Raw genomic sequence first — 20,075 nt, 5'->3', positions numbered from 1 at the left:
GTCACGCGCAAAAGCGGGCCCAATAACAACTGGGTAAGGGGAGAGCACTGCCAGATGGACAAGCCGCGTCAGAGCTTTCTGGGCCTGTGGAACATCAGCTTTGGTTTCTTCGGCATTCAGGTGGGTTTCGCCCTGCAGAATGCGAACATGAGCCGCGTTTTTCAGACGCTGGGCGCAAGCATGGACGATCTGCCCGCGCTGTGGATCGCCGCACCGCTGACCGGCCTGATCGTGCAGCCCATCATCGGGCACATGTCAGACCGCACGTGGACAAGGCTGGGGCGGCGCAGGCCCTATTTCCTGACCGGCGCAGTGCTTTCGGCCCTTGCTCTCCTCGCCATGCCGCTGACACCGCACTGGGGCGCGGCGCTGTTTCTGGCCGCAGCGATGCTGTGGTTGCTCGATGCCTCGCTCAACATCTCGATGGAACCCTTCCGCGCTTTCGTGGGCGATATGCTGCACGCCGATCAGCATGCTGCAGGCTATGCGGTGCAGACAGCCTTCATCGGGGCAGGCGCGGTCGTCGGGTCGATCTTCCCATGGTTTCTGGAGGTGCTGGGCGTTGCCAATACGGCCGCCCCCGGCAATCTGCCCGATACGGTGCGGCTAAGCTTCTGGTGCGGCGGCGCAGTGCTGCTGGGCGCGGTGCTGTGGACCGTGATCACGACGCGCGAATTCAGCCCGGCTGAACAGGCAGCGTTTTCCGGCCACGACGAAGCCCCGAGCGACCTGCCCGTGCGCGCGCTTGCAGCCAAATCCTATGCCTCAAGCGCGGCGTGGGCGGTGGCGGGCATCGCCGTGATCGCCCTTGTGGCCGTGTTGGACCTTGAAAAAGAGGTGCTGCTGCTCGGCGGATTGCTGGCGATCTATGGCGCGCTCAGCGCCATTGCGATCAGCCTTGCGCGAAAGGGGCGGACCAGCGGGATGCTGGCCAGCATTGTCGGCGATTTTGCCGGCATGCCCGATGTGATGAAGCGTTTGGCGCTGGTCCAGTTCTTCACATGGTCGGCCATGTTCATCATGTGGATCAACACCACGCCGGTGGTCACCCAATACACCTTTGGCAACAGCGATCCCGCCAGTGCCGCCTACAACGAGGGCGCAAACTGGGTGAATGTGCTGTTCACCGTCTACAACGGGGTCGCAGCCATTGCCGCGCTGTTCCTGCTGCCGGTCATGTCGCGCACGGTGGGACAAGTCAGGACTCACGCCATCTGCCTGACGATTGGCGCGGCCGGCTTCCTTGGCTTCTTCCTGCTGCGCGATCCGCAAGCCTTGCTGCTGTGCGAAGTGGGCATCGGCATTGCCTGGGCCTCTATCCTCGCCATGCCCTATGCCATCCTCGCTTCGAACCTGCCGCAGGCAAAGCTTGGCATCTACATGGGGCTGTTCAACATTTTCATCGTGGTCCCGCAATTGCTTGTCGCCACGGTTATGGGATCGTTGATGAAGGCCTTTTTCCCGGGTGAGCCGGTGTGGACGATGTTGTTTGCTGCAGCTGCCTGGATCGTTGCCGCCATTGCGATGCTGCGCGTGGCCGCGACTATCCCTGTCCATCGCACGGAGCTTTCCTATGCATAAGATGATCGCCTCGGCACTTTGCGCAGTGCTGGCCACCACATGCCCCGCCATGGCAGCGCCCGATACATGGGCACCCAAGCCCTATGTCGAACTGGAGCATCCGGCATGGACCAAGGATGCGGTGCTCTATCAGATCAACACGCGCCACTTCACGCCAGAGGGCACGTTCCGGGCGGCTGAAAGCCATCTGCCCCGGCTGAAGAAGCTGGGCGTCGATATCCTGTGGCTGATGCCGATCCATACCATCGGCAAGGAGAACCGCAAGGGCACGCTCGGCTCGCCCTATTCGGTGCAGGATTACTATGCGGTCAATCCCGAATTCGGCACGCAAGCTGACCTGAAGCATTTCGTGGATGCCGCGCATGCGCAGGGTTTTCGCGTCATTCTTGATCTGGTGGTCAATCATACCGCGTGGGACCATGCCTTGGCCAAACAGCATCCTGATTGGTACGAAAAGGACTGGAAGGGCGCTTTCCGGCCCACCCCGTGGTGGGATTGGTCCGATGTGATCGATCTGGACTGGCGTCAGCCCGGCGTGCGCAAGCATGTGGGCGAGGCTATGGAGTTCTGGGTGCGCGAAGTGGGCATCGATGGCTATCGCGCCGATGTGGCGGGCTATGTGCCGCTCGATTTCTGGGAAACCGAACGCAAACGGCTCGAAGCGATCCGCCCGGTCTTCATGCTGGCCGAATGGAAATCGTCGGAATTGACGCGGCGGGCGTTTGACGCGGTCTATTCATGGGATTGGCATGTCATGATTAAACAGATCGCCAATGGACAGGCCGATGCCACCACGCTCTATGGCTACTACGCTGAAAACGAGAGCGCCTGGCCCGCCGAGGCGATGCGCCTGACCTATATCGAAAACCACGACAGCAACGCGTGGGAAGGCACAACTGCCGAAAACTTTGGCCCCGCCCTCCCCGCCTTCGTCGCGCTTTCGTTTACGGGCGAAGGCCTGTCGATGATCCACAACGGGCAGGAAGTGTGCAACGAGAGGCGTCTGGCGTTCTTCGAAAAGGACCGCATCGATTGGTCAAAGGCCAATGACTGCGCGATGGGCAGCCTGCTGCAAAGCCTGATCGCGTTCCGCAAGGCCAACCCGGTGCTGGCCAACGGGCAATGGGGCGCGCGTATGGTTAAAGTGGAAAACGATAAGCCGCAGCAACTGCTTTCGTGGGTGCGCCGCAATGGCAGGAACAAGGTGCTGGGCCTGTTCAATCTGTCGGCAAAACCGGTGACTGCAAAACTGGCCGATGCATTGCCTGCGGGCACTTACACCGAATTTGGCAGCGGAAAAACCGTAACGATTGCCGCGCAGGACACCGTGGAATTGCCCGCATGGGGATATCGCCTGCTGGCGCAGCGTGTCAGGTAGACGAGTTTCAGCGGTTCGAGCAGGGCTACTCAGCGATCAGGGTCTATAATTCGTGCGCTGCTGCCTTCGCGCAATGCGCTGGGGCTGCAGCCCAGCATTTTGCGCACGAACTTGTTGAAATGCTGTGCATCTGGAATGCCGCACCGTTCGGCAACCCGCCAGATCGGCAGGTCGCTTGATGTGAGCAGAAACCGTGCATGTTCCGCGCGCCGCTGCAGCAGGCGGTGCATCACGGTGATACCAAACCGCTTGCGGAACACTCTGGTGATATAGGCTGGCGAGCGCCCTGCGGCAGCAGCAATGGCGTTCACTCCGATGGGTTGGGCGAAATGATTGTTGATATATTCGGCAGCGGCAGCGGCAGCATCGTTTTGCGGCAAGGGGTTGGACAGCCGGGCCACCTGCAGCAAAAGGTCTTGCACACCGATGCGCGCTGATTGGAAACCAATATCGTCGCTCGCAGTGGCGAACTGCCAGCTGATATGCGCAAACCGTTCGCGCAGGTGCACGCAACCGGCCAGATGAAGGCGGATGGGCGCAGTTGGCCCTTGTGCTTCGCCGATGTGAAAATGGATGCACCAATGCCGCCCCGGCTGCGGCAGGTGGTACATTGAAGGCTGGCCGGCCGGGCTGAGGGTCAAATCCCCCGGTGCAATGGCAATGGGTTCGCCAGCCAGCATCATTTGTGCAGCATAGCCATGAAGATGCAAGGCATGGGTGCGGCCAAGGTGAACGGTCGAGAAGTCACGATCGCTCAACACAAACTGCCCGGCGACTTCGACCGAGATCAGTGCTTCGAGCGGAAAACTCCAGGCATTCATGTTCGATTATTTACCACACGTTCCAGTCTACCCCAATTGTTGAACGCCAGAGAAATATTAAGCTTGCCTGAAATCATTCATAGGGTGAGCAATGATGCTGAATGCAGAACAGAAGCAATTTTACCAGACCAATGGCTATATTCTGGTGCCAGGCCTGCTCGACAGTGCCGAAGCGGAAGCATTGCGATCCGAGATGCACGCCGTCGCCACGCGCGAAGGGCACAGCGATGCGACGTGGGCCAGCGTGCGTGATGGCAGCACAGCGATCACTCATTGCCACGACGTTCATTTCCGCTCCGCACTGGTGACCCGCTTGCTGTCTGACCCCCGCCTGACCGGCATCGCGCAAGACCTGATCGGCCCCAACGTGCAGCTGCACCACAACAAGATGTTCATCAAGCCACCCGAAAAGGGATCGCCGTTTCCGATGCATCAGGACTATCCCTATTTTCCGCATCGTGATCATTCAATGATCGCTGTGATCCTCCATCTTGATGACGCGCCGGAGGAAAAAGGCTGCCTTTGTGTCTATCCGGGCACGCACAAGCTGGGTCCGCTGCCCGCCACGGGCGCCGACCATCACGTGTGCACGCAGACTTACCCCATCGACCGGGCCACTCCGGTTCCGGCCAAGGCTGGCGATGCCGTGTTCTTCCATTACCTGACCGTTCACGGATCGGGCCAGAACCGTTCAAACGAGGCGCGCACGACCTTGCTCATCCAGTTGCGCGACCCTGCCGACGCTCCCTTGAGCGAGCGCCACACATCGCGCGGGCAAGGCATGATGCTGGCAGGGATCGACCCGACCGCAGGCGCATTCAAGTTTGCATGGGAGGAACCGCGGCAACCGGCGTAATGCCAGCCTGCGCGACAAGAAACGTGCAATCGCTCGAAGCATCAGCGATGTCCGTTGCGTTGCCATAGAGCACGCTGCCCCGCCCGAATGTGCCGGCTTCAGTCACGATCTCGCCTGTCAACGGAATGGTCCACGTCGGCTGAGCAGGTATAGAGCCCACTGCGAGCTTGTGTTGCTGCTGGCTTGCATACCAGATCATGAAGTGATGGGCAGACACCAGCTTGTCGGGATGACAGCCCTCTACACAATTCACCTTACCACGCTGCGCTGCGGGGAACGGGCGCGCGTCGCTTGCCGCAACGCCTGCATCAAGATGAAGTTCGCGCGGACGTCCGTAATCATAGAGCCTGTAGGTGACGTCCGAATTCTGCTGAATTTCCACCAGTTCAACGCCTGCGCCGATGGCGTGCACGGTGCCGGGCGGGATGTGAAACCAGTCCCCTGCCCGCACAGGCACCCAATCCATCAACTGTTCAAGCGAGCCATCCAGCGCCGCCTCAGTCAGTTCGGCGGAACAAAGGGGCCGCTTCGTGCCGATACCAAGCGTGGCACCTTCCCGCGCGTTGGTGACAAGCCACCATTCCTCCTTGCCCCGCGCAAGCCCAAGCGCCTGCGCGCGGTCATCATCAGGATGAACCTGGATGGACAGACGTTCGGACGTGAAAATCCACTTGATCAACAGCGGAAGATCCAGTGTGGGATGCGCAAACCATGCTTCGCCTATGCGCTTGGCCCCATCGGCAAAGGCGCTGGGAAGATCATCGCGACCCCAAGGCTTTTCAATCAGCTGTCGCGTGAGCGGCTCTAACGGCATCGGCTAGGCCCCCACCCGTGAAACCGGCAGGTCTGCAGCGCATAGGATTGCCCCGGTTACGCCCGCATCCTGCGCCAACGCCGGTGCGCACAGATAGCCCGGCTGCGAAGTAGCGCGCGGACCATAGACGCCCAGCTGGCGCACCATGGCCTGCTGAACAGCAGCGATCAGCCCGCGCGCCTGGCACACTCCCCCACCCAGCACGATCCGCTGCGGCGACACGGTGAGCACAAGATTGCTGCAAAGCTGGCCGAGATATTCGGCAACAAGGCCAAGTTCGGCACTATCTGGCGCAAACTGATCGAGCGATGCTCTATAGCGCGCCATGATGGCCGGACCTGCCACAAGGCCTTCGGCACAACTATCGTGAAAGACGCAAGTTGATGGCGTGCGGTCGCCTTCCAGCCGATGCAGCGCAATGTGGCCCATTTCGGGGTGCAGCAGAGCGGGCAACAATTGCCCATTGCAGACGATGGCACCGCCAATACCCGTGCCAACCGTGAGGTAGATACCGATTTCGACATCGCGAAGCGCGCCAAGCCGAACCTCGGCCATAGCCGCCGCGCCCACATCAGTGACCAGTCGCGCCGGTGCGGCAATGCCTTGCGCCAAAGCCCCCATCAGGTTGAAGCCGCTCCAGCCGGGCTTGTTGGTATCGAGAATATGGCCAAAGTCCGGGTCCGCCCTGTCAACTACCACCGGACCGAAAGCGCCTACGCCAAGGGCATCGATGCGCACTTTGCCATTGTTGAAAAATGCGCAGGCGTCGGCAACGACAGACGCTGGATCGCGTGTAGGCACTGTGTGGCGATGGACAATCGTGCCGTCATGGTGGCCAATGGCAAAGACGGTTTTGGTACCACCCAGTTCGATGCCACCGATCATGGCGCGGTCATGCATGGGCACCCTCCGCCTGCATTTGCTGCATAACCCGCCGGATCATCGGACGTCCCGCCAGAAGCGCAATAACCGCGATCAGATAGAGCGCGGCCATCATTGTGAAGCCGGCGGCCAGTCCGGTGTGGACGGCAATGGCAGGCAGGGTGACGGTCGAAATGCCCGCCCCCAGAAAGCCCATCATCGTCATCAGCCCTGCCGCCGTTGCGCGGGCAGCATCGGGCATGACATCGTGCAGCGCGGCGTAGATGCAGCCATCGAACAGTCCTTTGCCAAAGCTGGTAGCGAACAACAACGCGCCAACAGTGACAACGGATCCTGCCAACGGGAACGGGAGCAGAAACAGCGCCGCCACGGAAAGGCCGAGCGCCAGCACGGTAAAGCGCCCAGTGGAGCTTTTGGCGGCAAATGTATCCGACAGCCAACCACCCACCAGCACCGAGAAAAACCCCGCCGTGGTAATCATCACCGGCCCGACCAGCGCGCTATCGGCAAGGTTTAGGCCCAGCACGTCATGGGCATAGGTGTTGCACCAATTGAGCACAGCCGAAGATGCTGCAGTGGCAAGGAAAAACACCCCGCACAGCAACAGCGCCGCTGGATTGGCCAAGATCAGGCGCAACGGTTCTTCGGCAGTCGCGATGCTGCGCCGTTGCGCAATGGGTGCATCGTCGCGCAGGGTGAACAGCAGGACCGCCAAAACAACGATGCCAAGCGCTGCAAACACCACGAACGGCATCGACCAGCCAAATTGATCGGCGAGCCTGCCCGCCGCCCATGCGCCAAAGCCGCCGCCTGCAAAAACGGCGGTCTGGTGAATGGCCAGCGCGCGGCTGCGCATCGCCGGTTTGTGCCATGCTCCGATCAATGCGGTAGCGGTGGGGTAATAGGTGGACTCACCCACCGCGACGAGCGTGCGCATGCCCAGCAACATGGCAAAGCCAGTGGCGATGGGCATGAAGCCCGTCGCCATGCTCCAGAACAACAACCCGAACAGGATCATGTTGCGGCGGCGCACGCTGTCGCCAATGCGCCCGAACAGGAACGCGCAGACAGCATAGGTCCAGAAGAACACGGTATCGATCACGCCCAACTGGATATCGCTGATGGCAAAGGCATCGCGCAGCAGGGGTTTGACCGCGTTGAGAATGGCCCGGTCAGCGGAATTCAGGAACGAGACGCACCACAACAGGCCGATCAACAGCCACGGATAGTGCGCCGGTGCCGGTTTGCGAAACAGGCCGGTGGCGCGCGCCATCACTTGCCGCACCAAGCCAGCCACATCGCAGCGGTCCACGAAAAGTCGTCGCCGCCCGAACCTTCGCCGGTTTCCGGGCTGAAGCTTTCGAAAAAGCCAAACTTTTCGATCAGGCGTGCGGAATCGGCGCGGATGCGCTCCGCCCAATCGGCATGGCCCTGTTCGGCAAGGCCCTGCGCCGCCATGTAGTTGACGACTAGCCAGATCGGCCCGCGCCAGTAGCGGCGATGATCGTATTCACGGCTGCCCGCTTCCAGACTGGGCAGCAAGTATTCCGCACTGGTGGTCAGCCGATCCAGCGCCTCCAGCAGCCTTGCCCGCTGAGCATCGCTGCCGACGCCTGCATAGAAAGCCAAGAAGCTGGCATTAGTGACAAGCCCCGAGCTTTCCAGCGTAGTGGCATCGCGCGAACAGAACGCGCCGGCCTCTTCGTTCCAGAGCCAGTCGATTCCGGCCTCGGACAACGCAATCCAGTCGCGGATATCAGCCGCGCCTTCCGCATCGCCGATAGCCTCGGCCAGAACCAGCAGATCGCGGTTGGCGCGCAGCAGTTCCATCGACATGCCGACATCGACCATCCGAAACGGCCCATGGTCTGCAATCTCACGATGGTCCCAGCCGCAATTCTTGCCGAACTGCAGGATGGCGACATAGCGGTCATACTCGCTTTGCTTTGGCCGCATGGCAGCATCGACATGGCCAGTATCGCGGCGCTGATACTTGCCCACACCGGTCGTATCGACACGCCCCAGCGCATCGTCCCACTCACTCGAATTGTCGCGCCCGGTTTCCCAGTTGTGCGTGACCATGACGAGGCCGTTGCCCAACGGATCGCGATAGCTGTGAAACCAGCGGTGGCTGCGCAGGCAGGCGTCATAGAGCGCACGCATCCGGGGATTTGCGGGATCTGCGCCTTCCTGTTCCCACAGCGCGCGCACGATGGTGGCCAGCACCGGCGGTTGCGTGATACCCGATGTCGGCGGGGTTTTGCCCGTTCCCCACACGCCGGGACCGGGGAAATAGCCATCATCGTTCTGGTGGAACACGATGTGCGGGATCATGCCATCGTCCCACTGGGCCGAAACCAGCGTTTCGATTTCCTGCCAGGCGCGGTCCCTGTCGAACGCGGCAAAACCCAGTGCCACAAAGGCCGAATCCCAGTTCCACTGAAACGGATAGAGGCCGTGCGTCGGCACGGTGTAGCCGCCGCGATCATTGCGCTGCAGGATATCGCGCGCCTGCTGGTCAAGCTTCGGATTGCGGCTCACAGGTGTTCTCCCACGGCGATCAGGCGGATATCGTTGACATTGGTGCGCGTGGGGCCGGTCATGATCAAACCGCCGATCTGGGCGAACAGATCATAGCTGCGGTTCGCTGCAAGCGCTGCTTCACATGCATCAGGCGCGGCGCGCGATGTGCGGTCGAAAAAGCCCCCGGCGTTGTCTTCGCTGCCATCAATCCCGTCGCTGTCACACGCCAGCGCGGCAATGGGGGCGTCTTGCGGCAAAGCGGCCATAAGCCCGGCCAGGTATTCAAGATTGGGCCCACCACGTCCATCGCGATTGCGCACGGTGACTGTAAGTTCGCCGCCCGATATCAGCAAGCACCGTCGGCCTGCTGCGGCATGCTCCAGCGCCAAGGCCGCATGATCCCGCCCCACGGCCGCATCGCCGCCCAGATCATCGCCAATGCGGATCACTTCCCAGCCCTTCTGCCGGGCAAAGGCAGTCGCGGCGTCAAGCGCGGTCAGGGCATTGGCGATCACGTGGACCGGATGGTTTGGCACGACCGGGGCCTGTCCTGCCATGACCAGTGCCCGCAAGGCGTCATCAACCGGCCAACTGCTGCTTTCCAATATCGCCAGCGCCCGCGCCGGATCAAACATGCTGGCCAGCGATGGGCCGGATGCCACCACCGCCGGGTCATCGCCCACCACGTCGGAAATGATGAAGCTGTGCATGTCATCCCCCGCCGCGCCCGCTGCGGCGGCAAGACGGCCACCTTTTACTTGCGACAGATGGCTGCGCACAAAGTTGATGTCGGCAATGGGCACGCCGGAGCGAACGAGATGACCATTGATCTGCGCTTTGCGTTCCAGCGTCAGCCCGGGCAGAGGATCGATCAGCAGCGATGATCCGCCGCCCGATATCAGGAACACTACGCGATCACCCCGGCGCGCCTTAGCCGCCAGTTCGCGAATGCGCTGTCCCGCAGCAAGGCTGGCCGCATCGGGCACCGGATGGCTGGCCTCGATCACGGTAATGCCGCCGGTACCGCCGCGCGCGCCATGGCCAAACCGCGTGACCACGCAGCCCGTCACCTCGCCCGGCAGGTGTTGTGCGGCCACTTCGGCCATAGCCGCCGCCGCCTTGCCGCAGCCCAGCACCAGCGTGCGCCCTTGCGGCGTGTCCCGGGGCAAGACACCTGCCAATGCTGCAGGCGCACTGGCCGCTTCAACGCCAGCCATGAAGATGGACAGCAATTCTTCGCGCAGCAGCATGACAGACCTCTATTGCGGCAGTGTCCGGGAATGGTGCGCAAGGACTACCGCTGCGGCAAGCCCACAGCGGTAGCAGGAGGCATCAGAAGTTATATGTCAGACGGCCCGTGATCCGGCGCGGCAGCACCGGGCGGCCCACAAAGAATGCGCCGTTGGCCGTCTGATTGGCGTCCTGACGCGGTGAACCTTCGGTCACGGCATCGGTATTGAACAGGTTGAACACGTTGACGCTGACCCGCAGTTCACCCGATGCCACCGGCACCTTGTAGCCTGCATCAAGGTTGGCAATGTTCCAACCGTCCAGCTCGATCAGGTTGTTCGATGCGGTGAAGTTCGGGCCAGTGTAGTTGGTGAACACCGACAGATCGAACGTGCCATCATCATAATAGAGCCCGGCATTGTAAAGCAGCTCAGGCTGCCGCTCCACCCGCTTGCCGATGTTGGCAGGCGTGGTGTCAAACGCGGTGAACTTGCTCTTCTGCAGCGTCACGTTGCCGTTGAAGCGCAAGTTCTGCACCAACCGCACGTCGATGGTGCCTTCTGCACCATAGGATTCCGCGCCGACCAGATTGACCCGTTCGATCAGGCCGCCCTGCCCATCGTTGACGAACAGCACCTGGCGGCGATTGTCGAGCTTGGTGTAGAAGCCCGAAACCGTCATGGTCAGACCCGATCGGCTCATCTTGAAGCCGACTTCGGCCTGCTTGATGATTTCGGCGGTGTAGCTTTGCGTGCCCGGAGATACGCTGGCATTGGCTGCCGTGCCAGTGGGCAAAGGACGGAATGCCGCAGACCGCAGTTCGGGGAAGAAGAAGCCGCGCGATGCGTTGGCATAGACGCTCATGTCGTCGGTCAGCTTGTACAGTGCGCCTGCGGCCAGAGCCCATTCGGTCACCTGCACATTGCCGGTCTGGAAGCCGCCATTACCCCAGATCACGTCACGCAGCGCGGTCGAGAGGTTCGCCGTGGTGGAATCTGTCACCACGGTCGACGTGCGCTCGCGGCTGATCGCCCCGCGCATATGCTCCACGCGGAAGCCGATATCAAGGTTGAACCGATCCCCGATCTTCATCTGATCGGCGATATATCCGGCGTACCGCTCTGCCTTGTGGCGATTGTTGACATATCCGGCCCCGGCATTGAGCAGGCCGTTGCGCGAAATGACAGTTTGCGCTCCACCGACCGGGTTTGTGATCGTCAGGTTCACCAAACGCGGCTGGTTGTTGAATTCCGCCAGGAATGTCGTCGTGACGTTAACGTCATCGGCGCTGGCATTACCGTAAAAGCCGCCAAGCGTGAAAGCATGATCGACCGAGCCGGTCTGCAGCTTCTTCGTCAGGTTCATTTCGGCGGTGAAATCATGCACCGGGCGGTCACGGTCGGTGAAGCGGTTGGCAAACAGCAGGAAGTTGGATGGCACCGCGCCACCGCCTGCAAAAGTGAATTGCGCATTGGCCAGTGTGCCAAGGTTGCGGTTGGTCAGAAAGCTTTGCAGCGTTTCGGGCACGTTAATCACGCCATCACCATCAGACCACAGCCCGAACTTGTGCTTGTAATCGCTGTACTTCACTCGCCCGTTGAGGCCCCAGCCGCTATCGCCGAAGTCTTTCTCAAAGGTCAGGCCGACCATCCCGCCCTTGGTCGAAACACCCTCGCCAATATCGGATGAAAACGCGCCATCGGGCGTGTTGAACCCAAGGCTGCCGGCAAAATTGTTCTGCACCGAATTGACGAGCTTGCCGTCATTTCCAGCCAGCCGCGAACGCGAAGGACCATCCAGCGGGATCGGCAGGTAGAACTGCACGCGGTCATTGATATACTGGCCCAGCAGCTTCACATTGCCGCTGCCATCGGGGAAGCGATATTCCAGATTGCCGCGGAACTGCCCGCCCTTGGTATCCAGATTGGTGCGGATCGGGCCTTTGTCGATGCGGTAGAAACCCGAAACGCCAAAGTAGAAATTGTTGCCGAGCGGACCGCTCAGCGCCACATCGCCGCGATAGCGGTCACGCTGCGCCACTTCCAGTTGTACCGTGCCTTCAAGCTGATCGCCGCCGGACTTGCTGATATAGTTGATCAGGCCAGCGACCGACCCGGGGCCGAACAGGTTCGAAACTCCGCCGCGCACGAATTCCAACCGGCTAATCCCCAGATCGTTGCGCGCGTAAACGTCATAAGCCGAGGAATTGAGCCCGAACGCGGACAGGACAGTCACCCCGTCATACATCAGCGGCGTGAACTGGTATTGTCCACCCGACGGCAGACCCCGAATGAAGATGTTCGCCGCCACTTCACCGCCGCCACCATCGGCCTTGATCGATGGGATGGTGTTGAGAATATCGGCCTGGCTGGTAACCCCGGCGCGCGCCAGCGCATCTTCGCCAAGCTGGCTGACCGCAAGCGGCGTATCAAGCGCGATGCGTGAACGGCTTGTGCCCGTTACGATGATTCCGGCGTTGGTTGCGCCTTCGGTTTCTGCGGTATCGCCAGCTTGGGCATTTTCCTGCGCCTGTGCGCATGTCGGGATCAGGGCCGTCAGCGAAATACCCGCCATGGCTGCTGTCAGAACCAGCTTCATCGAACCTCTCCTCACCTGATCGCCCTTGAGCGGACTCTCGTTGGAATCGGGACTATCACGCTCGCAGTGCCATTACAACCCACCATGAGTATTATAGTGGGTGAAAATGTTGCCAGCATGCGTCGCTTCTGCGATAAATGCCGCGATGACAGTGCAAACCCATGCAGAACGGTTCCAAAAGCCCTCCGATAGTGAGGCGAATATCCTGAGCTACGTGCTGCGCAATCGTGGCACGACCCAGCCCGAAATTGCGCGCAGTTGCGATCTTTCGCAGCAGACGGTTTCGCGTCTGGTCAATGAACTGGTGGATCGGGGCGCCCTTGCCCAAGGTGGCCGCAAAGCAAGCGGGCGCAGGGGGCAGCCCAGCGTTACCATCAACATCGCACCCGATTACGCCTATTCCCTTGGCATCGCGTTGATGACCGATGCGATGTCGGTCCTGCTGATGGATTTCGCCGGCAACGTGGTCGATTACGATTACGTCGAAATGCCGGTCATGACCCGCAAAGCCGTGTTTGACAGGTTGGGAGGGGTCAAGCAGCGCTTTCTGGAGCGGACGCCCAGCGCGCGCGAACGCCTGACCGGCGTCGGCATTGGCATTTCAGGCTACTGCCTCGATGGCAAATCGCGCTACAATCCGCCCCGCTCGCTTGATGATTGGGCAATGGTGCCAATCGACGAAGTATTCAGCGACGCCCTATCGCTGCCCGCGTGGGTCGAAAATGATGCCAATGCCGCAGCGATTGGCGAAAGTTTTCTGGGCGCAGGGCGCGATCACGCAAACTTTGTCTATGTGTTCATGGCGGCGGGCTTGGGTGGCGGTGTTGTCAGCAATCACCGCTTGATGCGGGGCACCCACGGCAATGGCGGAGAAATCGGCCTGATTCTGCCGTGGCGCCTTTTCCAGTTGCCTACACTGGAAACGCTGCTGCAATCGATCCGCAAGGCTGGCGTCGATCTTGATGGCATATCGAACATGGTTTCCGGCTTCGATCCCGATTGGCCGGGCGTGGATGAATGGATCGAAAAGAGCCGTGACCCCCTGTCGCTTATCGCATCGGCCATTGCTGCGTTGCTTGATCCCGAGGTCATCGTGCTGGGCGGCCGTCTGCCCAAGGCGCTGGCGCAAAAGATCATCCCCGCCATCGAACTGTTCGATGATGCCCGCCGTCAGGAGCCGCGCCCTTTGCCCAAGATCATCGTTTCGCAAACGCACGTCGATGCCTGTGCCATTGGCGCCGCAATCATTCCGCTGGAACAGAAATTCTTCGCCACCATGCTGTAGAGCCAGATGACGTTAAGTTGCACCGCCGGGATCGCAGATGGACGACTTTTGATGGTCGGCAAAGCGACCTGCACCATCCTGACCAGGTGCGCAGCGATCTTGCTTCAGCGAACATCCTGCAACCGGTATCCTACGCCAGGTTCATTGCGTAACAGCACGGGTTGGGATGGGTCGGGCTCAAGCTTCCGCCTTATGCTTCTGGCCGCAACGCGCAGATACTCGACATCGCTATCGTGGCCGGGGCCCCACACGGTGCGCAGCAATTGCGCATGCGTAACCACACGCCCGGGGCTTTTCGCCAGTTCTGCAAGAAACTCGTATTCCTTAGGCGTAAAATGGACCTCGTCTCCATCGCGCCGCACGATCCGCGCACCCAGATCGATTTCCACACCGCCAAAACGAACCATCGGCGTCTGCGTTTGCAATCCCAACCTGTGCCGCAAGGCAGTGCGTATGCGCGCAAGAACTTCTTCGCTATCGAAGGGTTTAGACACATAATCGTCTGCGCCCAGATCGAGTGCCGTAACTTTCTGATCCGTTGCATCGCGCGCTGAAACCACGATCACCGCGGTGCCCGTGGGCTTGATCAAGCCAATCAATTCCAGCCCGTCACGATCGGGCAAGCCAAGATCGAGCAGAACCACGTCCGGTTTCTCAACCTGCACGGCAAACAGGGCTTCACGCCCGGACCCTGCTTCAACCACGCGATAATCGGCCCGTGTCAAGCTGGCGTGCAGCAGGCGGCGGATGGCGGGTTCATCATCTACTATGAGCACGGTCACGCGCTTGTTCACAGGCCTTCCAGTGTGTCCGAGTGCAGAAACTTCAGGTGCTGGGCAGAAAACCGGATGCTGAACGATGAACCGGTGCCGTTTTTGTTGTTTTCGGCTGCAACTTTCAGCCCCATAGCCTCGGCAAAGCCTTTGACGATGGCCAGACCAAGGCCTGTGCCACCCGTGCGATCAGATCCTTCGATGCGCGCAAAAGTCTCGAATATCCGTCGCTCCTCACCTGCCGGAATACCCGCCCCGGCATCCTCCACAAACAGTATGAGGCTGTCAGGTTCAAGCTCTGCCCGCACGATCACGGGCGTGCCCGGCGCGCCATATTTGGCCGCGTTTTCAATCAGGTTTATCAGGCAGTGATGGAACAGCTGCGGATCGACCAGTACCAGCGGCAAGTCAGGCGATATCATGATGCGAGTGGGGTGGTCCTGCAGCGCGGCGCGCAGATCCTGCAGCGCAGTACCCACCGCTTCAGATAATTCTACAGGTTCTATCTTCTGGTGCAATGCACCCGCTTCGATCCTGACCATATCGAGCAGGTTCGCCACGAACCGGTGCAGCCGTTCGGCCTCGGCCCTCGCCGCGGCAAGCTGGCTAGTCTGTTCGGGCGAAAGCGCCCGGATTTCCTGCAAGGTCCCCAGAATCGTGGTGAGCGGCGTGCGCAGATCGTGGCTGACCGATGATAACAGCGCGTGCCGCAGGCGGTCCCGCTCGTGCACATGGGCAAGGTTCGACATCTCCTCTTCCAGCGCAATCCGGCCCAGCGCCAGCCCCGCCTGATCGAGCAGGCTGAGCAGCAAGGGCGTCTGGTCCGAACGGATCGGCGCACCAGCGTCTGCCCTTGAAATGCCGAACACCGCAGCAGCCGCCTTGCCTGCGCCCACCGGGTAGAACAGCCATTCCGATGCGGTCAGCGTGTCTGATCCCTGCCCCGCCGGCTTCCTGTTGTCGAACGCCCATTGCGCAGCCGCATTGTCGAGCATTTCCAGTTTGACGTCAGTTGGAGCGGCCGCCTGCACGCGCAGCCCGCGCTCATCGGCAAGCAGCAGGGCCGCGTTGGCATCAAGCAACCGGGCGATTTCACGGCACAGAACTTCGGCTAGTTCCTCGGTCGTGCTGATCCCGGTCAACTGGCGCGCAAATCCTGCCAGAGCGCTGTTCTGGGCCGAGCTGGCTTGCGCGATCAAGGCCTGTTCGCGCAGGCGCGAGGCCAGGCGGCTCGATACGATGGCTACACCCAGCAGGACCAGAACCGTGATGATGTTTTGGGGGTCCTGAATAGTGAACGTGTGCGTCGGCGGGATGAAGAAGAAGTTGTACGCAAGCGAGCAGGCAAGGCTGGTGACAATACCCGTGCGCATTCCATAGCGCGTGGCGGCGAACATCACCGGCAACAGATAGAGCAGGCCGATGTTGGTGATATTGCTGCGCTCGAAGATCACCATGCCTACCAGCGTGACCAGCACAGCCACTCCTAGAGACAAAGCATAGCCTGCCCAGCCACGGTTCTTTGCTGAAACGGCGCGGGTGCGCGGCCCGGCCTTGGCCGTCGCGGCTTCAAGCGGCACCACATGCACGGCAAGTCCGGGCGTGTCGCGCACCAGCCGGTCGACAATCGAGCCATGGCGCAGCTCAAACCAGGCCGAGCGGCGCGATTTGCCGACGATCAGCTGCGTTGCGCGCGCTTCGGCAGCAAACTGCTTCAACCCCGCCAACACTGATTGTGCAGGCACGGTAGATATCTGCGCACCCAGTTGCGTGGCCAGATGCATCGTGGCGGCAAGGCTGCTGTTTTCAGCGTCACTGAACGCTGCACTGCGCGGCGTTTCGATGTGTACGGCGGTCAATGGCGCGCGAAGCGCATCGGCAAGCCGCTTGGCCGCGCGCACAAGTTCGTCCCCACCGGGCTGTTCGCTGATCGCCACGACCAGCCTGTCGCTAACCGCATAAGTCCCGCCAACCGCATTCGCCCGCATGTAGTCGAGCATCTGCGCATCGACCGCCTGCGCTGCCCGACGCAACGCCAGTTCACGAAGGGCGGAAAGATTGGACTTCGAAAAGAAATGGCCCAGCGCGCGTGATGCTTCGTCGGGCACATAGACCTTGCCCTCGCGCAGACGCTCGATCAGCTCGTCCGGCGGGATATCGACGATTTCAAGATCGGCATTTTCGATCACCCGGTCAGGCAGCGTTTCGCGCACACGGACCCTACTGAACGAGGCGATCAGATCGTTCAGGCTTTCAAGGTGTTGGATATTGAGCGTCGAATAGACGTCGATCCCGGCTTCGAGCAGTTCTTCGACATCCTGATAGCGCTTGTCGTGGCGGCTGCCCGGGGCGTTCGTGTGCGCCAGTTCATCAACCAGCACGATACGCGGCCTACGCTCCAGAATGGCGTCGATGTCCATCTCTGCCAGTTCATGCCCCTGATAGACGATCCGCTTGGGCGCAATGATCTCGAAGCCATGAACTTTGGCAGCCGTTTCGCGGCGGCCATGCGTTTCCACCACGCCAATCACCACATCCAGACCTGCATCGCGCCGCGCTGCGCCATCGCTCAGCATTTCATAGGTTTTGCCAACACCGGGTGCCGCCCCAAGGAATACCTTGAGGCGGCCTTTGCCTTCACGGGCAGCAACGCGCAAAAGCGCCTGTGGATCGGGCCGGACGTCGTTCATTCCGCCAAGTTTGCACCTGACGATGTCACGCTGTCGAGAGCAAGGTTCAGTTCAAGCACGTTGACGCGCCTCTCACCCAGAAAACCCGCCAGAGGTCCTTCGGTGTGTTCGGCCACCAGCTTGCGCACAACATCTTCGTGAAGCCCTCGCGCCTTGGCAACGCGGCTCAACTGAAAAAGAGCCGCCTCGGAGCTGATATGAGGGTCAAGCCCCGAGGCGGAAGTGGTCACCAGGTCAGGTGGGACAGGAACTCCCGGTGATGTCTGCAAAGCGGTGCGGCCAGCTGAAACGATATCGGCAGCGACGCGGTCGGCCAGCACTTTGCTGGCTGGCCCAAGGTTTGACCCGGCCGATGCCATCGCGTCATAACCCTTGCCCGCTGCCGAAGGGCGTCCGTGGAAATAGGCGTCCGACGCGAAGCCTTGGCCGATCAGGCGCGAGCCAATGATCTGCCCGCCGCGTTCGATCAGGCTGCCGTTTGCCGCTGTCGGAAGCAGCATCTGCGCCACGCCAGTGATGGCCAGAGGGTAGGCAATGCCCAGCAGCAGGGCGAACAGAGCGGTAAGCACCAGCGCGGGGCGAAGGGCTGCGCCAATATCCTTGGTCATGTCAGTTGATCCTCAAACGAGGTGGAGGCTGGCAACGGCAAGGTCGATTGCCTTGATGCCAATGAAGGGAGCGATCAGGCCGCCAAGGCCATAAACCGCCAGGTTGCGCGCCAGCATCGGGCCGGCACCCATCGGCTTGTAAGCCACGCCTTTCAGCGCAAGCGGCACAAGCGCCGGGATGATCAGCGCATTGAAGATGATCGCCGAAAGGATGGCGCTTTCGGGCGAGGCCAGCCCCATCACGTTGAGCACCTCAAGCTGCGGATAGAGCGCGAGGAACATCGCCGGAATGATCGCAAAGTATTTGGCAACATCGTTGGCGACCGAGAACGTGGTCATCGCGCCGCGCGTCATCAGCAGCTGTTTGCCAAGGCCTACGATCTCGATCAGCTTGGTCGGATCACTGTCGAGATCGACCATGTTGCCCGCCTCGCGCGCGGCCTGCGTGCCGGTATTCATGGCCACGCCAACATCGGCCTGCGCCAGCGCCGGGGCATCGTTAGTGCCATCGCCGCACATCGCCACCAGCTTGCCGCCCTGCTGCTCCTTGCGGATCAGTTCCAGCTTGTCCTCGGGTGTGGCCTCGGCGAGGAAGTCATCGACCCCGGCTTCGGCGGCAATGGCAGCGGCGGTCAGCGGGTTGTCGCCAGTGATCATCACGGTGCGGATGCCCATGCGGCGCAGCTCGGCAAAGCGAGCGCGGACACCGGCCTTGATCACATCCTTCAGCGCAATCACGCCCAGCAGGCGGCCATCCTTGGCCACGGCCAGTGGCGTCTGTCCGGCACGGGCAATCTCTTCCGATATGCGGCGAAGATCGGCGGCCTGCGGACCTTTGGCTGCGTCAGGATTGGCGCGCAGGATCGCATCGACAGCACCCTTTTGCACCAGTCCTGCACCACTCAGAACACCGGAAATGCGGGTCTGGGCGGTAAAGGGTATGATTTGCGCATCTTTTGGCAGGGCCTGCATCGCAACACCGTGCTTCTCGCGCGCCAGCACCACGACCGAGCGTCCTTCGGGCGTTTCGTCGGCAAGGCTGGCCATCATCGCAGCCTCTGCCAGCGTGTTGATCGACACACCGCTCAGTGCGCGAAAATCGCTGGCTTGCCGGTCACCGATGGTAATCGTGCCGGTCTTGTCGAGTAGCAGCACATCAACGTCACCAGCCGCCTCCACCGCGCGGCCCGATTTGGCCAGCACGTTGAAGCGGACAAGCCGGTCCATCCCGGCAATACCGATGGCCGAAAGCAGCGCGGCAATAGTCGTGGGGATCAGCGTGATCAGCAGCGCGGCCAGAATGGCCACCGGGATGCTACCGCCCGCGTAGCTGGCAAAGGCCGGAATCGTCGCCACCGCGATCAGGAAAATGATCGTGAGGCCTACCAGCAGGATCGTCAGCGCGATCTCGTTCGGCGTCTTCTGGCGTTCCGCGCCTTCGACCAGCGCGATCATCCGGTCCAGAAAGCCCTGCCCCGGCTCCTGCGTGATGCGGACCCGGATGGAATCCGAAATAACGCGCGTGCCTGCGGTCACAGCCGACCGGTCACCGCCTGCTTCGCGGATCACGGGCGCGCTTTCGCCGGTAATGGCGGCCTCGTTGACCGAGGCGACGCCTGCAATCACTTCACCGTCCGCCGGGATCAGATCACCGGTTTCGACCAGCACTTCATCCCCACTCCGCAATTGCGAAGCGGGAACCGTGCGGCCGTCGGGCAGCTTGGCTGAAAGCTCGCTCTTGGTCGCGCGCAGCGATGCCGCCTGCGCTCGCCCGCGCCCTTCGGCCAGCGCTTCGGCAAACGTGCCGAACAGCACCGTCAGCCACAGCCAGACGATAAGCTGCACTTGAAAGCCCAACGGCAACGGTTCAGCGCCGATCGCCAGCAGGATGGTAAGCAGCAGCGCCACTACCGCCGTGGTGAACAGCACCGGGTTTTTCACCAGGGCGCGGGGCGCAAGTTTGCGGAAGGCGTCACGGCAGGCTGGCACAACCAGCGCAGCCGAAAACATCGAGGTAGGTGTGCTCATGGCAACAG

General features: G+C 61.3%; 15 protein-coding genes. 4 read left to right on the top strand and 11 right to left on the bottom strand.

What is annotated here, in order from left to right; all coding sequences use genetic code 11:
- Positions 1-54 precede the first annotated feature (54 nt).
- Both AC2A1F_RS01160 and AC2A1F_RS01155 read left to right on the top strand, forming a co-directional pair.
- Positions 55-1,581 carry an MFS transporter gene (locus tag AC2A1F_RS01160; RefSeq protein WP_484206953.1) on the top strand — a complete coding sequence of 509 codons (1,527 nt, stop codon included), beginning with the start codon at positions 55-57 and terminating at the stop codon, positions 1,579-1,581.
- A complete protein-coding gene (locus AC2A1F_RS01155; RefSeq protein WP_484206952.1) occupies positions 1,574-2,959 on the top strand; it encodes an alpha-amylase family glycosyl hydrolase in 1,386 nt (461 codons plus the stop codon). The genes AC2A1F_RS01160 and AC2A1F_RS01155 overlap by 8 nt, the downstream gene beginning before the upstream one ends.
- 29 nt (positions 2,960-2,988) lie before the next feature.
- Here the strand turns inward: AC2A1F_RS01155 and AC2A1F_RS01150 are convergent, their stop codons facing one another.
- Positions 2,989-3,780, bottom strand: a complete 792-nt coding sequence (locus AC2A1F_RS01150; RefSeq protein WP_484206951.1) for a helix-turn-helix transcriptional regulator — start codon at positions 3,778-3,780, stop codon at positions 2,989-2,991.
- Between the two features lie 91 nt (positions 3,781-3,871).
- Between AC2A1F_RS01150 and AC2A1F_RS01145 the strand changes: the two genes are divergently transcribed.
- Positions 3,872-4,636, top strand: a complete 765-nt coding sequence (locus tag AC2A1F_RS01145; RefSeq protein WP_484206950.1) for a phytanoyl-CoA dioxygenase family protein — start codon at positions 3,872-3,874, stop codon at positions 4,634-4,636.
- Here the strand turns inward: AC2A1F_RS01145 and AC2A1F_RS01140 are convergent.
- The 6 genes from AC2A1F_RS01140 to AC2A1F_RS01115 form a co-directional block, all read right to left on the bottom strand.
- The gene (locus AC2A1F_RS01140; RefSeq protein ID WP_484206949.1) at positions 4,599-5,450 is read right to left on the bottom strand and encodes a class I mannose-6-phosphate isomerase; all 852 of its coding nucleotides are present in this window, start codon (positions 5,448-5,450) and stop codon (positions 4,599-4,601) included. The genes AC2A1F_RS01145 and AC2A1F_RS01140 overlap by 38 nt on opposite strands.
- Before the next feature lie 3 nt (positions 5,451-5,453).
- Positions 5,454-6,350: an ROK family protein gene (locus AC2A1F_RS01135; protein ID WP_484206948.1), complete on the bottom strand. Its 897-nt coding sequence runs from the start codon at positions 6,348-6,350 to the stop codon at positions 5,454-5,456.
- Positions 6,343-7,629, bottom strand: a complete 1,287-nt coding sequence (locus tag AC2A1F_RS01130; RefSeq protein ID WP_484206947.1) for an MFS transporter — start codon at positions 7,627-7,629, stop codon at positions 6,343-6,345. The genes AC2A1F_RS01135 and AC2A1F_RS01130 overlap by 8 nt, the downstream gene beginning before the upstream one ends.
- A complete protein-coding gene (locus AC2A1F_RS01125) occupies positions 7,605-8,873 on the bottom strand; it encodes an MGH1-like glycoside hydrolase domain-containing protein (protein ID WP_484206946.1) in 1,269 nt (422 codons plus the stop codon). Before AC2A1F_RS01125 ends, AC2A1F_RS01130 begins: the two co-directional genes overlap by 25 nt.
- A complete protein-coding gene (locus AC2A1F_RS01120) occupies positions 8,870-10,105 on the bottom strand; it encodes a glycerate kinase type-2 family protein (RefSeq protein WP_484206945.1) in 1,236 nt (411 codons plus the stop codon). The genes AC2A1F_RS01125 and AC2A1F_RS01120 overlap by 4 nt, the downstream gene beginning before the upstream one ends.
- An 82-nt stretch (positions 10,106-10,187) precedes the next feature.
- On the bottom strand, positions 10,188-12,683 hold the full coding sequence (locus tag AC2A1F_RS01115) for a TonB-dependent receptor (RefSeq protein WP_484206944.1): 2,496 nt from the start codon (positions 12,681-12,683) through the stop codon (positions 10,188-10,190).
- Positions 12,684-12,828: 145 nt separating this feature from the next.
- Here AC2A1F_RS01115 and AC2A1F_RS01110 point away from each other — a divergent pair, with 145 nt between their 5' ends.
- On the top strand, positions 12,829-13,968 hold the full coding sequence (locus AC2A1F_RS01110; protein WP_484206943.1) for an ROK family transcriptional regulator: 1,140 nt from the start codon (positions 12,829-12,831) through the stop codon (positions 13,966-13,968).
- A gap of 104 nt (positions 13,969-14,072) precedes the next feature.
- Here AC2A1F_RS01110 and AC2A1F_RS01105 read toward each other — a convergent pair whose 3' ends face one another.
- The 4 genes from AC2A1F_RS01105 to kdpB are packed head-to-tail and all read right to left on the bottom strand — an operon-like array spanning position 14,073 to position 20,067.
- Positions 14,073-14,762 carry a response regulator gene (locus AC2A1F_RS01105; protein ID WP_484206942.1) on the bottom strand — a complete coding sequence of 230 codons (690 nt, stop codon included), beginning with the start codon at positions 14,760-14,762 and terminating at the stop codon, positions 14,073-14,075.
- Positions 14,759-17,431, bottom strand: a complete 2,673-nt coding sequence (locus tag AC2A1F_RS01100) for a DUF4118 domain-containing protein (RefSeq protein WP_484206941.1) — start codon at positions 17,429-17,431, stop codon at positions 14,759-14,761. Before AC2A1F_RS01100 ends, AC2A1F_RS01105 begins: the two co-directional genes overlap by 4 nt.
- On the bottom strand, positions 17,428-18,039 hold the full coding sequence (kdpC, locus tag AC2A1F_RS01095) for a potassium-transporting ATPase subunit KdpC (protein WP_484206940.1): 612 nt from the start codon (positions 18,037-18,039) through the stop codon (positions 17,428-17,430). The genes AC2A1F_RS01100 and kdpC overlap by 4 nt, the downstream gene beginning before the upstream one ends.
- A 12-nt stretch (positions 18,040-18,051) precedes the next feature.
- Positions 18,052-20,067, bottom strand: coding sequence for a potassium-transporting ATPase subunit KdpB (kdpB, locus tag AC2A1F_RS01090; RefSeq protein WP_484206939.1), 2,016 nt, complete (start codon positions 20,065-20,067; stop codon positions 18,052-18,054).
- Positions 20,068-20,075: the final 8 nt, after the last annotated feature.

The organism is Novosphingobium sp. HNCC26BN242 (genome assembly GCF_057180525.1).
This window is presented reverse-complemented; position numbering and strand designations above follow the sequence as displayed.

Coding starts and splice junctions, on each gene's coding strand:
- AC2A1F_RS01110 (WP_484206943.1), top strand. CDS start 12,829: ATGACAGTGCAAACCCATGCAGAACGGTTCCAAAAGCCCTCCGATAGT.
- AC2A1F_RS01150 (WP_484206951.1), bottom strand. CDS start 3,780: ATGAATGCCTGGAGTTTTCCGCTCGAAGCACTGATCTCGGTCGAAGTC.
- AC2A1F_RS01140 (WP_484206949.1), bottom strand. CDS start 5,450: ATGCCGTTAGAGCCGCTCACGCGACAGCTGATTGAAAAGCCTTGGGGT.
- AC2A1F_RS01135 (WP_484206948.1), bottom strand. CDS start 6,350: ATGCATGACCGCGCCATGATCGGTGGCATCGAACTGGGTGGTACCAAA.
- AC2A1F_RS01100 (WP_484206941.1), bottom strand. CDS start 17,431: ATGAACGACGTCCGGCCCGATCCACAGGCGCTTTTGCGCGTTGCTGCC.
- AC2A1F_RS01155 (WP_484206952.1), top strand. CDS start 1,574: ATGCATAAGATGATCGCCTCGGCACTTTGCGCAGTGCTGGCCACCACA.
- AC2A1F_RS01120 (WP_484206945.1), bottom strand. CDS start 10,105: ATGCTGCTGCGCGAAGAATTGCTGTCCATCTTCATGGCTGGCGTTGAA.
- AC2A1F_RS01145 (WP_484206950.1), top strand. CDS start 3,872: ATGATGCTGAATGCAGAACAGAAGCAATTTTACCAGACCAATGGCTAT.
- AC2A1F_RS01115 (WP_484206944.1), bottom strand. CDS start 12,683: ATGAAGCTGGTTCTGACAGCAGCCATGGCGGGTATTTCGCTGACGGCC.
- kdpB (WP_484206939.1), bottom strand. CDS start 20,067: ATGAGCACACCTACCTCGATGTTTTCGGCTGCGCTGGTTGTGCCAGCC.
- kdpC (WP_484206940.1), bottom strand. CDS start 18,039: ATGACCAAGGATATTGGCGCAGCCCTTCGCCCCGCGCTGGTGCTTACC.
- AC2A1F_RS01160 (WP_484206953.1), top strand. CDS start 55: ATGGACAAGCCGCGTCAGAGCTTTCTGGGCCTGTGGAACATCAGCTTT.